Source organism: Ruegeria sp. AI2, from assembly GCF_056541275.1.
In genome coordinates this window covers 269,446-283,321 of sequence record NZ_JBQFYB010000002.1, presented here as the reverse complement: position 1 = coordinate 283,321, position 13,876 = coordinate 269,446, and the positions used below count along the sequence as shown (strand labels likewise).

Below are 13,876 nucleotides of genomic sequence, written 5' to 3'. Positions count from 1 at the left end.
AACCTCAACCTCAGATGCCCACCGTCTCTCCGGTGCGTCTCAACCGTCTTTCCAGTCCGTCAGGCCAACCTCAGCTGCGCCGGTGAAGGGGGTTCTAAGTATTACTCTCAAAACCCGCAAGCGGAAAATGACGTTATTGGTCTTTTTTTTGAATTTTCTTAGTTTATTGATTTGTTTCAATATCTTACACTCAATCAAAATTGGCCAACACCCTTCTGCCCGGGTGTTGTTGGGCATGATCTGACTGACAAGCCCCGTAGTTCAAAAGGGGCCGACACAAGATATAGAGACTCCGCGATTTCAAGATACAAGTCAGGGCGACTCGAAACGGGAAAACGAGTCGGAACTGCGGCCAGAATCTGGTCAAAATCCTCTCACCACCGCCGGACGCCTTATATTGCGGGTCGCTCCCTGCCGGGATGTGGACGCAAAAGGCACGATGTCTGCTATTGAACGCCCTGTCTTGCGCATCCCCTAAAGATGCGGTCAGGTTCCACCAATTCACTCTTCGATCCGAAAGCAGATCAGCAATGGCGCGCAATGTTCAGTTTCCTTTGGTCAGAACCGTCGGATTTGACGGCGCGCTGGTGACCTTTGCGGATAGGATGACCGACACCGCGAACCGGGCAGCGCTGGCGTTTCGGTCTGAAGTCGATCGTCTGCACTGGGATGAGGTGACCGAATCGTCAGCCTCCCTGGGCTCGGCCTTTGTTCGGTTCGACACGCAGCGCATCTCTCATCAGAAGATGCTGCAAAAGCTTCGGGATCTGGTTGAGCAGAAGGACTGGTACACTACACCCCTGCCCGCGGGTCGCAGGTTGTGGCGCGTTCCGACGGTTTACGGGACCGACCTTGCGCCCCAGCTTGACGATGCCGCCGCTGCTGCCGGCCTGTCGCCGGAAGAAGCAATACGTCGGCTTGGACAGTCCCGCGTGCGGGTTCTGACCATCGGCTTCGCTCCGGGGCAGCCTTATCTTGGGCCTCTGGGACCCGAGTTCAACATTCCCCGGCTGCAAAGCCTGACCCCCATGGTGCCGGAAGGAGCTTTGGTTCTGGCGATCTCGCAATTTGTTCTGTTTTCCGGGCCGACGCCAACCGGGTGGCGGCATATCGGGCAGACCGCCTTTCGGTGTTTCCGTCCCGAAAGGGTCGAGGCCTTTACCCTTAGACCCGGCGATGAACTGTTGTTCGAGCCCGTTTCCCGCGACGTTCTGGAACACATCAGAGCCAACAACGAGGACGGCACAGGCGGCGCAACCTGTGAGGAGATCGCGCCATGAGCCTGATTGTCCACCGAATTGGTCCGGCCTGCACCATTCAGGATCAGGGGCGCACAGGCTATCTGGATCAGGGGCTGTCCCGGTCCGGGGCTGCGGACATTCTGGCCTTGCACGAAGGGGCGGCGTTGCTGGATCAGAGCCCGAACCTTGCGGCGCTGGAGATGGCCGGGATGGGGGGCGAGTTCGAGGCGACGCATAACACGCGCATCGCCCTGACTGGCGCACAAATGCAAGCCAGCATTGATGGCAGCCCTGTGGCCTGGAACGCCTCGCACCAACTGAGCGCCGGGCAAAGGCTGGTCATCGGGGCGACGCTGGCTGGAAACTATGGCTATCTGCATCTGGGCGGCGGCATCGAAGCCGAGGTTTTTCTGGGGTCCCGCTCCACCCATCTGACAGCGCGGATTGGCCGGGCGTTACAGCAGGGTGACAGGCTGACCTGTGGACCGGATGCAGGCAACAGCGGGATGAAACTGGCTGCTGCCGAGCGGTTTTCGGGCGGGGTGCTGCATGTGGTTGCCAGTTTTCAGACATCTTTGTTTGACGGCGCGACGCTTGAACGGTTTGCCCAAACCAATTTCCGGCGCGGCGCACGCGCCAACCGGATGGGCATGCAGGTAGATAGCGACGGCGATGGCTTTGCTGCCTCGGGCCAGCTGAATATCCTGTCCGAGGTGATCACCCCCGGCGATATCCAGATGACCGGCACTGGCGACCCGTTCATCCTGTTGCCGGAATGTCAGACCACGGGCGGGTACCCTCGTATCGCGACCGTTCTGCCATGCGATATGTCCCGCGCGGCACAGACACCCGCAGGCGGCGACATCCGGTTCGAATTTGTCAGCATGGAACAGGCTGAAGAAATGCACAAAGCGTTCCTGTCAGACCTTGCGCGCCTGCCCTCAAAAGTCGAGGCACTGGTGCGTGATCCCCATGACATACCGGACCTGTTGTCCTACCAATTGATCGGCGGAGTGATCTCTGCCACCGACTAAGGAGATGTGCCAATGCCAAGCGTCGATCTGAATGCCGATATGGGGGAAAGCTTTGGCCCCTGGAAAATGGGCGATGACGAAAGCCTGTTGAAAATCATCACCTCGGCCAACATCGCCTGTGGGTTTCATGCCGGTGACCCGGATGTGATGGCATCAACGATGAAACTGGCGGCCGAAAACGACGTAGGCATCGGCGCGCATCCCGGCTTTCCCGATCTGCAGGGGTTTGGCCGGCGGAACATGAAGCTGCCCCATGACAACCTGCGCAATCTGGTCCGGTATCAGTTGGGGGCCGCAATCGGCATGGCCGCGGCGGTTGGCACCAAGGTACGGCACCTGAAACTGCACGGGGCGCTGGCCAATATGTGTTCAGCCGATATCAATATGGCGCGCGCCTGTTATCAGGGCGCATTGGATGTTGATCCCGATATCATCGTCATGGTGCTGGCCGCGACAAAACAGGAAGCAGCCGTGCGTGAGCTCGGGTGCAAATGGGTGGGCGAGATTTTCGCCGACCGTGCATATAACGACGACGGAACACTGGTTGATCGCAGCCTGCCCGGCGCCGTCATCCACGACGCCGACGTCGCCGGACCTCGCATCCTGAACATGGTCCGCGAAGGTGCGATCATCACCGAAAGCGGCAAGCGACTGGAAACGTCCATCGACACGATCTGCCTGCACGGGGATGGACCAACTGCCGTTCAGATTGCCCGCTCAGTTCGTGAAAACCTGATCGGGGGAAGTGTCGAGGTGACGAAATTCACCCGCTGAACATCATGCGTTAACGTCGGAGACCCAGATTCTCAGTTGTTGCCCGCACAGGTCTCAGCACCTAGCATGGCGGGCAAGCACATGTTCTGAAAACCACAGTTTCAAGCGATGCCTTGCTGCAGTCAGGGCTTCGTGCACGGAGGTAGTCGAATGTCCTTTGATCTGATGTCCTATCAACCCCGAGGCGACAAGAAGAACTCGGACTTCTTTGCGGAATACCTGCCGAAAATCTACGAGCGCCGGACAAGCTCGGGAATTGCCGATCAGGTCGGGCCAATGCGCGCGATCTGTATGCAGGTCGAAACCGGCGCGCTGTTCGATACGCTGGTCGAGCTTTACGTGATGACACCCTATCGCCACACCGCCAGCTATCTGGGGCAGACCCACAAATTTTCGGTCCTGCATTCGCATCCCGATTATCCCGCGCTGATCGTGATGGCCCCGCTCAGCCCCGGTTTCGAAGACTTCATCCCCCGCATCAATCGCATGTACCCGCTGGCCCGCAATACGCCGCAAACGCGGTATGTTGGCGAGGTTTTCGGCGCCAGCGATCTGAAGGCGCTGACCGGGACGCTTGAGGATCAGAATATCCGCTTCGAATATGCGGGAGACACAGAAAACCCGTTCTACACATTGGACGGCTTCCGCTTTACGACCCCGTCGGATTTCACCTGCAACCGGGTCGGGTATTCGACACATGATTTCAACGACACAGACAGCCTCGGTCTTGGTGATCGCGTGTTATTGAGCGACGCGGAACAGGCCCGGCTGGATCAGGCAGCCGCGTTCGGGTCGGACAGCAAAATCGCGCCATTGATGCTGGGCATCGATCATCTGGCGACCCGCGTGCTGGCGGGTGAGCGCGAGGATGCGATCCTCGAATTCCTGACCATGGTGCCCTACTATTTCTGGGGGGCCTACAATATCTTCGACATGAACTCGTCCACCAATGTGAACCGCAACGCCAATGTGGACGATGACAAGAAATCTCCGGCCAAGGTTTTCACCGCCAACAACACGCCGTCCTTCGTCAACTCATTCGCCAAGCTGCCGATGCCGACCGAGGATTTTGTGCGCAATTTTGGCCGCCGCCTGCATCACATGGCCGTCGAGATCAAGGATGGCGACCATGGCGCCGGGGAAAAGAATGTCGACTTTGTCGTGAACACGCTGAAGGACAAGGGCGTGCCGTTCCTGGCCCATGTGGTGGGTGAATGCAAAGACGACCCGAACCTGAAACAGATTTTCTCGAAACACTCGAAGAATACGCTTCTGATCACCGAATATATCGAGCGGTGTCACAAGTATGACGGGTTCTTCACCAAGGACAATGTCGCCGCCCTGACCGCCGCCGCGGGACAGGACGAGCAATATCAGCACGGTCACGTCTTCGATTAAAAAAGGGCCGCGGATTACCGCAGCCCAGACCCAACAGGAGAGATTATGCCGGACCTTATGATGGCCCGATCATGAAACAGGTGACATTGCGGGCTTGCAGACGGCGACACGCCAGATCGGCCTGTTCCCGCGTCATGCCCTGGAATGTCGCATCAAAGCCTCGCGAGCTCTGACTGACCTTGCGCAGACTGCCATCCAGCGTGGTCATTTCCGACAGCGCCGTTTTCAGCAGGATCTTCTCGGCCTCATATCGTGTGGTGTAGCGGCCCACATTGACCCCCCACAGATGCCCACCGGACGAGGACAGGCGGGTAATCACTTCCTGCTCGGGCTCTGGTGGGCTGGCGGGCTCGGTCGAGGCCAGCACCAGATTGTCCGGGCGCAATGCAGGGCGGGTGTCGGACGTTTCAACCGGTGGGGCGGTTGGGGCAACATCCGCTTCGGCAATCGCTGCGGCAATGCCGCTGCTGATACGGTCGCTGTTCTGGTCCGCCACGACCGCGACCGCACTTGCAACCTGTGTTGTGGCACTCGGGCGCCCAAGCGGGCGCAGGCTGGATTTCGGTGCTCCGCTCAGCGCTGCAACTAGGGTATCGCCCCCCAACCCGACATTGCCCGCATAGACCGGGCGCTCAGGTTTGCGGATAGGTGCACGAGACGGGGCACGGCGAAACCCCAGATCCAGCAATTCCGCAACCTTGGCATTCCGCGACGCCCCGGATTTACCGCCAAAGACAGTTGCGATGATACGCTCATCCTTGCGTTTGGCCGACGCCACCAGGTTGAACCCCGCCGCACGTGTGTATCCGGTCTTGATCCCGTCCGCGCCTTTGTAGGCAGCCAGCAGGCGGCGGTTGGTGTTGGGAACAGTCTTGATACCGGCATCCGTCGATTGACGCGAGAACAGGTTATAATACTGCGGGTAATCATACAGCAGATGCCGTCCCAGCGTGGTCATGTCGCGCGCGCTGGACAGGTGCCCTGCCTCAGTCAGACCATGCGCATTCTTGAAGGTCGTGCGGCTCATCCCCATCGCTTTGGCGGTTCGGGTCATACGGCGGGCAAAGGCCGCTTCCGAGCCACTGATGGCAATGCCGATCGCCGTGGCGGCGTCGTTGGCCGATTTTACCGCAGCGGCGCGGATCAGATAGCGGAACGCAATCGTCTGGCCCGCGCGCAGGCCCAGCTTCGACGGGGGCTCTGCGGCTGCCTTCTGGGTAATCCGAACGGGTGTATCCAGTGTGATTTCGCCGTTTCGCACCGCCTCAAACGCAATGTAGAGCGTCATCATCTTGGTCAGCGAGGCCGGGTGCAGCCGCGCATCCGCATTTCGTGAATGCAGCACCTCGCCAGTTCGGGCGTCAATCACCATAGCCGCATAAGGCGCCGCTATGGACCTGAGCGGCGCAAACGCCAGCACACATAGCAACGCTATAAGGAAAAAGCCCATTCGGGCCGGAACTGTCCGCCGAATCTGCACGATCTTTGCCTCTGTCTGCCTCGCGCTGCCGGGTTTTCCCGGTCAGCAAAATTTATTTTATTGCCCCCAAGGCTACCACAGCTACCCAATGAAATAAACCGAAAGCTGAGGTTTTCGCAGTTTCGTTTTGCGTCTGGGCAGAGGCTATATCTTGCGAATTTCCCCCTCAGAACCACCAGATGCGCGATAAAGGCAAAACTACGCCCGGATGCGGCGGGGTTTATGTGAAACTGAGGCGAAAAGGCAACATCACTTCAGGTCGCGCAGCAGATCGGCCAGATCACCCAAATCCCTTAACTCGCGGAATCGGGGGCTTTCGACCGGGGCTTCGACATGTTCCACCTCCCAGACCAGACCGTGGGGCACGTAGACACCCCAGCACCCGGCCTGAATCGGGGCCACGACATCTGACCGCATCGAATTGCCGATCATCATTGCGGCAGTCGGGCCATCACCATGACGGTCGAACACGAACCGATAGGTTTCGGGCGTCTTTTCGGAAACGATTTCCACACCATCGAACAGATCACCCAGCCCGGACTGGGCCAGTTTGCGTTCCTGATCGATCAAGTCGCCCTTGGTGATCAGGATAACCTGATACGCATCGGCAACACCTTCGACTGCCTCGCGGGCATGGGGCAACAGCTCGATCGGATGGGCCAGCATCTCTTGCCCCGCTTCGATCAGCTGCCGGATGACCCAGGCCGGAACGCGGCTTTCGGTAACTTCGATCGCCGTTTCGATCATCGACAGAACAAATCCTTTGATGCCGTACCCATAGCGCTGAATGTTGCGTTTTTCTGCCGCAAGAAGACGGTCCATCAGGTGATCACGATCAGCATGATCGGCCAAGAGTTCAGCAAAACGAGCCTGCGTCATCTGAAAAAACCGTTCGTTATGCCAAAGGGTGTCGTCTGCATCAAACCCGATTGTCGTCAGCTTGGTCGTCATCCCGTTTACGTCCGCTTGCTCTTTTCACTGGCCATGCACACGTTATATAAGCGCCAAGATAAACCCCAAGCCTGAATCGGACAGTTGCACACGATGCTTGAAATGATCTGGATGATGTCTGACAAGCCGGACGACGACAGTGACGCGTCCGTCCTGGTACAGACACGCCCAAAAACCAAGCGTCCACCTTTATACAAGGTCCTGTTGCTGAACGACGATTATACACCGATGGAGTTTGTGGTGCATGTGCTTGAACGCTTCTTCGGCATGACCCATGCGCAGGCGTTCGAGATCATGCTGACCGTTCACAAGAAAGGCGTGGCCGTAGTCGGTGTTTTCAGCCACGAAATTGCCGAGACCAAAGTTGGTCAGGTGATGGATTTTGCCCGCAGGCACCAGCACCCTTTGCAATGCACAATGGAACGCGAAGAGTAAGGCCTTTGGCCTGACGCGCGCGCCTCTCTCAGCCGGAATTGCCCATGTCCCCTCGTCTGGAACTTGCCCTGCAAAACGGCCTGACGCTGTCCCCCCCTCTTAGCGTGATCTGCCCCACGCCCGACCATGATCTGTCTGCGCTGGCGGGCGGCGCACAAGTTGTGCAGCCCTTCAAACCATTTCACGACCATTTCGCCGCGCAGGGTTTTGAAACGGTTCCCGACGCAGATGGCCCCTGTCAGGATGCCATTGTCTTTCTGCCCCGCGCCAAGGCACTGGCCCGGTCGCTCATTCATCAGGCCTGTGCGCGGGCGAGCGGCCTGGTTGTCGTCGACGGTGCCAAGACCGATGGTGTGGACAGCATATTGAAGGATGTGCGCAAGCGGGTTCCGGTCGAGGGACCGCTTTCCAAAGCACATGGCAAGATTTTCTGGTTTCAGGCCGATGATCTGGCCTTTGCTGACTGGGCTGCGCCGAAACAGCAGATGGTTGGCGGATACCACACGGCACCGGGTGTGTTTTCAGCGGACGGGATTGATCCCGCCTCAGCCCTGTTGCTGAAGACTCTGCCTGACCGGCTTGGCCCCTGCGTGGCCGATCTGGGTGCGGGATGGGGGTATCTGTCTGCGGAAATCCTGAAGCGCGGCGGGATAACCTCGCTGCATCTGGTCGAAGCTGACCATGCGTCCCTGACCTGCGCGCGGCTTAATGTCACTCAATCCCAGGCGCATTTCCACTGGAGCGATGCCGTATCCTGGACCGCCCCGGAACCTATCGACACCGTTGTGATGAACCCGCCATTTCACACGTCACGCAGCGCAGATCCCGCCTTGGGGCAAGGGTTTATAACCTCCGCCGCCCGCAATCTGACACGCAACGGAACCCTTTGGATGGTCGCCAACCGGCACCTTCCTTACGAAGCTACACTGAACGAACATTTCGCTCAGGTCGGTGAAATTGCCGGCGACAACCGGTTCAAGGTATTCCAGGCCTCTCGCCCTCGGCGTTAAGGCCCGTTAACCTGCGCCCCAATTCAGGAGGATTCGGATGTCCTTTTCCATCGCTGGCAAGACAGCAATCGTAACGGGCGGGGCCAGTGGCATCGGCCTGGCCATCGGGCGGCATTTCGCGGATGCGGGCGCAAATGTCATGTTTGCCGACATAGATGAAAAACGCCTGATCGACGAGCTTGGAGAACACGCCGAAGGCAGCAATATCCGGTACTTTGCGGGCGATCTGCGCGAAAAGCTGACCATAGCCAACCTGTTATCTGCGACGCTGGATGCGTTCGACCAGGTGGATATTCTGGTCAACGGCGCACGGCAGGTGATCCCGTCTGATCCGCTGGATCCGGATGACGATTCGATGCGCACCCTGCTGAACCAGAACCTGATGCCCGCCCTGCGGCTCAGCCAGCTGGTTGCAAAGCGCATGATCAAACAGGCCGACGGCGATGTCGAAAACCCGGCGGGGACGATCATCAACCTGTCCTCGATCGCGGCCCGACGGACCCACCCCGATCTGATGGCCTATTCCGTCTCGACCGCAGCGCTGGATCAGCTGACCCGGTCCCTTGCGGTTGCGCTGGCTCCGAAACGTATCCGCGTCAACTCGATTGCGCTGGGTTCGGTCATGAGCGCATCGCTGCAATCGACCCTCAAGGACAACCGCGACTACCGTGTCGATATCGAAAAGCACACCCCTCTGGCCCGTATCGCCTCGGCCACGGAACTGACGGAAACCGCGCAATATCTTGCGTCTGATGCAGCTGGTTTCGTCACCGGACAGATCCTGACAATCGATGGTGGCCGTACCCTGCTTGACCCGGTCGCAGCCCCTGCACATTAAGACCCATGTTCGAAACAGAAAAATCTACCGCCTCCGCCTGGTTTCGCCAATTGCGCGATGACATCGTTGCAGCGTTCGAAGCCCTTGAAGACAGCCACACCGACGGGCCGTTTGCCGATGCCGCACCCGGTCGGTTCGAGGTCAAGGAAACCAAACGCCAGTCGAACGATGGGTCAGACGCGGGCGGCGGGCTGATGTCGGTCATGCGCGGCGGGCGTGTGTTTGAAAAGGTCGGTGTCAATGTCTCGACTGTCTACGGCACGCTGGGCGAACGTGCGCAACAAGCGATGGCGGCGCGCAAAGGCATCCCCGGAATGACCGAAGACCCGCGCTTCTGGGCGTCGGGTATCAGCCTTGTGGCCCATATGCAGAACCCCCATTCCCCGGCGGTCCACATGAACACACGCATGTTCTGGACCCCCCATGCCTGGTGGTTCGGTGGCGGTTCGGACCTCAACCCCTGCATCGAGTATGACGAGGACACCGCGCACTTCCACGCCACGCAAAAGGCGCATCTGGACCCGCACGGACCCGCCCATTACCCGCGTCTCAAGGAATGGGCTGACGAATATTTCTATATCCCTCACCGCAAACGCGCGCGTGGCGTCGGTGGGATCTTCATGGACGACTATTGCACCGGTGACTGGCAGGCAGATTTTGCCCTGACACAGGATATTGGCAGGGCCTTTCTGCCCGCCTTCCTTCCCTTGGTTGAAAAGCGCCGCGTTCAGAGCTTCTCAGAGGCGGACAAGACCACCCAACTGGTGCATCGCGGCCTTTATGCGGAATACAACCTTGTCTATGACCGGGGCACAAAATTCGGTCTGGAAACCGGGCATGACCCGGATGCCGTTCTGATGAGCCTGCCTCCGATGGCAAAATGGGTCTGACGATCAGAACGGGTCCATGATGAAATTGTCGTAGCAATAGTTCTGCGCCGACACCGCCGACATGTTTGCTCCGACTTTCTTGACCGTGATCGAATAGCCGGGTTTCGTATCGGCCCCCGGCGGCGGGGTCATGGAAAACTGCACCGTTCGCACGCCGGGCTCATACGCCCGCCAGATATAAATCCTCTGCGAGTTCGGAACACCCAGTGTGCGAATGGCATAATCTCCGATCCCGCACCAATAATTGACCGGCGCGGATGATCCGACAGCCTTCACCTCGTAAACGCCGTTCGGCAAGGGCGTGATCTCGGTACGGAACTGCGGCCGGACTGACAGGCCGAACCCCACCGCCCCAGCCACCGCTGGCGCTAAAACAAGTGTGGCAGTGATGAATGGCTTGAGAAAACGCATGATCCAGATATCCCAAAACAATGGCACCAATACCGATAGCATAACCACGACACCCTGCGAGTAAAGTGGGACACACCAGCTGCGCGGGCACAGTTATTTGGGGAATTTCCACTATTCATATCGCCGGAAACGAGTACACTACCCGAAAGCATTTATAACGCATCAAACTATCGGCAATTCCGTTGACCAAGAGCTTTCCAAAAGACTGGTTCGATTTCCCGCCCGAGAAATATGCGGATCTGGGTGCGATGTTTTATCTCGCGGGTCTGACGAAAACGCACCAGAAACGTAATCTGGCACAAGTTCTTTATGCGTTTGAAACCCCGTTTCGGCTGGGCCAATACCAGATCTTCAGGCAGAATGGCTTTCCCCGCGGATTTGTCACTTTTGCCGGTCTCAGCCCCGAGGCCGAGTATCGCTATGCGGTGAAAGAAAATCCGCTGATGGACAAGGATTTTACCAGCGGGTCCTCCTTCTGGATCATCGACCTTGTCGCGCCGTTTGGACAGACCAGCCAGATTGTTGATATCCTCAAGCAAGAGATCCCGCATCCGCGCGTGCGCACCAACCGAATGGACAGCGACATGACACGCAACCGGATTGTCGAATGGACGCGGGACGCAGCAGGCGAGGTTCATTTGCGCCTGTACCGAAAGAAGGAATTTGAACGGGTGTTGCAACAAGGCGAGGTCTAGTTGGTTTCAGTTCCGATCACTGGTGAATTGACCGGCGACGTGACCGGGTCCCCACCCAATGTGGCGATGGGGCAACCCACGCTGAACAACGGAAACTTTACACCGCTGACCCAAACCTGGACGATTGCGACACCCCCTGCCAACGGTACAGCCACGATCGACCCAAATACCGGAGAGTGGACCTATACGGTCGATCCGACGTATTTCGACAGCCTCGACAATGGTGAAGTAGTTTTTGACTCGTTCTTCATCAGCGTCTCAGGGACAACGCAAAACGGTCCTGTCACGCTTCCGTTTACCGGCTCTCCGGATCCGGTCGAAGTGGTTATCAGGATCGAAGGCGTGTGTTTCGTAGCCGGAACCCTGATCGAGGCCGAAAACGGCCCCCGCGCCATCGAGACCCTAAAGGTCGGTCATAAGGTGGCGACAGCCGATCACGGGTTGCAACCTGTTCGCTGGATCGAAAGCAGCACGATCCCACCCGACCGATTACGCAATGAACCCGCAATGTGGCCCGTTCGCATCTCGGCAGGCAGTCTGGGATCCAACATACCCTCGCGGGATCTGCTGGTGTCTCAGCAGCACCGTATTCTGGTGAAGGGCCCCCGGGTTGAGCTGCTTTTCGGAACCACCGAAGCACTGGTTGCCGCCAAGCACCTGTGCCGATGGCCCGGAATAGGGCTCGATACCTTGGTTGAAACGGTCGAGTATCTGCACATCCTGCTGGATCGGCACGAAATCCTTTCGGCGGACGGGGCACAGGCGGAAAGCCTGTTTCTGGGGGAAGAGGCGCTACATACCCTTTCATCCGACGCGCTCCAGGAACTGGCCGCAATATTTCCCGACCGTCCTTCCTCCGGCCATCAGGGGTTTGGACGCGCCGCGCGCCTTATCCTGCTGGAACACGAAGCCCGCGCGCTTGCCTGAGGTCAGGTGCCGGTCCCGATGCGACCGCCGACATTCTGCGGGGCCAGCGCAACCGTCTTGATCACGGCATGGCATGTACTGCCCGGCTGCAAGTTCAACGCCGCCACCGACCGGCGCGTGACCCGCGCCAGAACATTACCTGCCGGGGTCCTGACCGACACGATCGCGCCGGGACCTTCGCCCGACCGGATCGAGTCGACCGTCCCGCTGAGCACGTTCAATGCCGACAGACCCTCGGGTTTTTGGACGGACAGGATCACCTCCTGCGCCGGAATGCGAATTCGCAGATGCGCGCCTACCTCCTGCCCGATACGTGGCAGAAACAGACGCGCGCCATTTGCGTTCAGCTCGGTCAACCCGTCTGCGTGGTGCTCCAGCACCTGCACCTGCAGCACGGCACCAACCGCGCGCACACCTGCAGGCGCCACGGACGGGTCGGACAGAACCTCGGACGCGGGGCCATGGCGGACGACCCTGCCATCCTGCAAAGCGACAACCGATGTGGCCAGACGGGCCACCTCGTCGGCTGAATGGGTCACATACAGGATCGGGACAGATACCTCATCCCTGAGACGCTCAAAATAGGGCAGGATCTCCGCCTTGCGGGCCTCGTCCAGCGCCGCAAGCGGTTCATCTGCAAGGATCAGCCGCGGGCTGGCCAGCAACGCCCTGCCTATCGACACGCGCTGTTTTTCGCCCCCTGACAACCCGGCTGGACGGCGATTCAGAAGGTGGCCGATCCCCAGCATCTCGATGACCTTTTCCGGGTCTTCCCGCCGCGCGCTTTTGGGGGCGAACCACCGGCCATAGGCAAGGTTCTGGCGCACGGTCAGATGCGGGAATAACCGCCCCTCCTGAAAGATGTAGCCCAACCGCCGCCGGTGCGGTGGCAGCCAATGCCCGCGTTCGGTGTCAAACAACACCCAGTCATCCACGGCCACCCTGCCCGCGCGCGGCCGCAGCAATCCGGCCACCGCGTTGACAATCGTGGTCTTGCCCGACCCGGAACGCCCAAACAACACGGTCACACCGGGTGGCGCGTCAAAACTGACCTCCAGATCGATCCCCGGCAGCTGATGATGCAAGCGAACGGACAGGCTCATGATCCGGCCACCCGCGCGGCAGCGCGCCGTCCCACATATTCCGACAGCAGTAACGCGCCCATGGCGATGATGATCGAGATCAGGACCAGCCGCGTTGCAGCAGCCTCGCCCCCCGGCACCTGCAAAAAGGCGTAAACAGCCGATGGCAATGTCTGCGTCTGCCCCGGAATATTCGACACGAATGTAATCGTGGCCCCAAACTCACCCATGGCCTTTGCAAAGGCCAGAATGACCCCGGCAATGACACCGGGCAGGATCATCGGCAAGGTCACGGTCAGAAACACCATAGGCCGCGACGCCCCCAGCGTCGCCCCAGCCTGTTCCAGCTTCGGGTCCACCGCCTCGATCGACAGACGTATCGCCCGAACCATCAGCGGAAACGCCATGATACCAGCGGCCAGCGCGGCCCCAGTCCAGCGAAAGGCGACCACAATGCCGAACTCGGCCAAGAACCGCCCCAACGGCCCCTGAATGCCGAAGGTCAGCAACAGCAGATACCCCGTCACAACCGGCGGCAGGATCAAAGGCAAATGCACCAGACCATTCAGAACCTGCCGCCCGGGGAACCGCCAGCGGGCCAGAATGTAGGCAACAAAAATGCCGAACGGCAAGGTCGCCAGCGTCGCCCAGAACGACACGCGCAGCGACAGCTTCAGCGCTTCAACTTCGGCGGGGCCCAACCACTCCAA

At 59.2% G+C, this 13,876-nt stretch carries 16 protein-coding genes; 11 read left to right on the top strand and 5 right to left on the bottom strand.

Annotation, left to right across the window (positions count from 1 at the left end):
• The 5 genes from ACR0LL_RS08880 to ACR0LL_RS08860 all read left to right on the top strand — a co-directional run.
• Positions 1–244, top strand: a 244-nt coding sequence (locus ACR0LL_RS08880; RefSeq protein WP_480585837.1) for a hypothetical protein, incomplete at its 5' end; no start/stop codon positions are given.
• 286 nt (positions 245–530) lie between these two features.
• Positions 531–1,280, top strand: a complete 750-nt coding sequence (locus tag ACR0LL_RS08875) for a 5-oxoprolinase subunit B family protein (RefSeq protein WP_480585833.1) — start codon at positions 531–533, stop codon at positions 1,278–1,280.
• On the top strand, positions 1,277–2,275 hold the full coding sequence (locus ACR0LL_RS08870; RefSeq protein WP_480585830.1) for a 5-oxoprolinase subunit C family protein: 999 nt from the start codon (positions 1,277–1,279) through the stop codon (positions 2,273–2,275). Before ACR0LL_RS08875 ends, ACR0LL_RS08870 begins: the two co-directional genes overlap by 4 nt.
• A gap of 12 nt (positions 2,276–2,287) precedes the next feature.
• The gene (locus tag ACR0LL_RS08865; protein WP_480585827.1) at positions 2,288–3,049 is read left to right on the top strand and encodes a LamB/YcsF family protein; all 762 of its coding nucleotides are present in this window, start codon (positions 2,288–2,290) and stop codon (positions 3,047–3,049) included.
• Positions 3,050–3,199: 150 nt separating this feature from the next.
• Positions 3,200–4,447: a hypothetical protein gene (locus ACR0LL_RS08860; RefSeq protein ID WP_480585825.1), complete on the top strand. Its 1,248-nt coding sequence runs from the start codon at positions 3,200–3,202 to the stop codon at positions 4,445–4,447.
• Positions 4,448–4,502: 55 nt separating this feature from the next.
• On the opposite strand, the gene ACR0LL_RS08855 is transcribed toward ACR0LL_RS08860, so the two are convergent.
• Both ACR0LL_RS08855 and ACR0LL_RS08850 read right to left on the bottom strand, forming a co-directional pair.
• Complete coding sequence (locus ACR0LL_RS08855; protein WP_480585823.1) at positions 4,503–5,897, bottom strand: D-alanyl-D-alanine carboxypeptidase family protein; 1,395 nt, start codon at positions 5,895–5,897, stop codon at positions 4,503–4,505.
• A 279-nt stretch (positions 5,898–6,176) separates the two neighbouring features.
• On the bottom strand, positions 6,177–6,878 hold the full coding sequence (locus ACR0LL_RS08850; protein WP_480585820.1) for an HAD family hydrolase: 702 nt from the start codon (positions 6,876–6,878) through the stop codon (positions 6,177–6,179).
• A 93-nt stretch (positions 6,879–6,971) separates the two neighbouring features.
• On the opposite strand from ACR0LL_RS08850, the gene clpS reads away from it, so the two are divergent.
• From clpS to hemF, 4 genes are read left to right on the top strand one after another with little or no spacing between them, the layout of a single operon-like run.
• Positions 6,972–7,313, top strand: coding sequence for an ATP-dependent Clp protease adapter ClpS (gene clpS / locus ACR0LL_RS08845; RefSeq protein WP_209598551.1), 342 nt, complete (start codon positions 6,972–6,974; stop codon positions 7,311–7,313).
• A gap of 44 nt (positions 7,314–7,357) precedes the next feature.
• The gene (locus ACR0LL_RS08840) at positions 7,358–8,323 is read left to right on the top strand and encodes a class I SAM-dependent methyltransferase (protein ID WP_480585817.1); all 966 of its coding nucleotides are present in this window, start codon (positions 7,358–7,360) and stop codon (positions 8,321–8,323) included.
• Between the two features lie 37 nt (positions 8,324–8,360).
• Positions 8,361–9,161 carry an SDR family NAD(P)-dependent oxidoreductase gene (locus tag ACR0LL_RS08835; protein WP_480585814.1) on the top strand — a complete coding sequence of 267 codons (801 nt, stop codon included), beginning with the start codon at positions 8,361–8,363 and terminating at the stop codon, positions 9,159–9,161.
• A gap of 5 nt (positions 9,162–9,166) precedes the next feature.
• The gene (hemF, locus tag ACR0LL_RS08830) at positions 9,167–10,051 is read left to right on the top strand and encodes an oxygen-dependent coproporphyrinogen oxidase (RefSeq protein WP_480585811.1); all 885 of its coding nucleotides are present in this window, start codon (positions 9,167–9,169) and stop codon (positions 10,049–10,051) included.
• A 3-nt stretch (positions 10,052–10,054) separates the two neighbouring features.
• Here the strand turns inward: hemF and ACR0LL_RS08825 are convergent, their stop codons facing one another.
• Positions 10,055–10,462: a hypothetical protein gene (locus tag ACR0LL_RS08825; protein WP_480585809.1), complete on the bottom strand. Its 408-nt coding sequence runs from the start codon at positions 10,460–10,462 to the stop codon at positions 10,055–10,057.
• A gap of 182 nt (positions 10,463–10,644) precedes the next feature.
• Here ACR0LL_RS08825 and ACR0LL_RS08820 point away from each other — a divergent pair, with 182 nt between their 5' ends.
• Together ACR0LL_RS08820 and ACR0LL_RS08815 are read left to right on the top strand one after the other, a co-directional pair.
• A complete protein-coding gene (locus ACR0LL_RS08820) occupies positions 10,645–11,157 on the top strand; it encodes a toxin-activating lysine-acyltransferase (RefSeq protein WP_480585806.1) in 513 nt (170 codons plus the stop codon).
• The gene (locus tag ACR0LL_RS08815) at positions 11,158–12,084 is read left to right on the top strand and encodes a Hint domain-containing protein (RefSeq protein ID WP_480585805.1); all 927 of its coding nucleotides are present in this window, start codon (positions 11,158–11,160) and stop codon (positions 12,082–12,084) included.
• Between the two features lie 2 nt (positions 12,085–12,086).
• Here the strand turns inward: ACR0LL_RS08815 and modC are convergent, their stop codons facing one another.
• Both modC and modB read right to left on the bottom strand, forming a co-directional pair.
• A complete protein-coding gene (modC, locus tag ACR0LL_RS08810) occupies positions 12,087–13,187 on the bottom strand; it encodes a molybdenum ABC transporter ATP-binding protein (RefSeq protein WP_480585802.1) in 1,101 nt (366 codons plus the stop codon).
• The gene (gene modB, locus ACR0LL_RS08805; protein WP_480585799.1) at positions 13,184–13,876 is read right to left on the bottom strand and encodes a molybdate ABC transporter permease subunit; all 693 of its coding nucleotides are present in this window, start codon (positions 13,874–13,876) and stop codon (positions 13,184–13,186) included. The genes modC and modB overlap by 4 nt, the downstream gene beginning before the upstream one ends.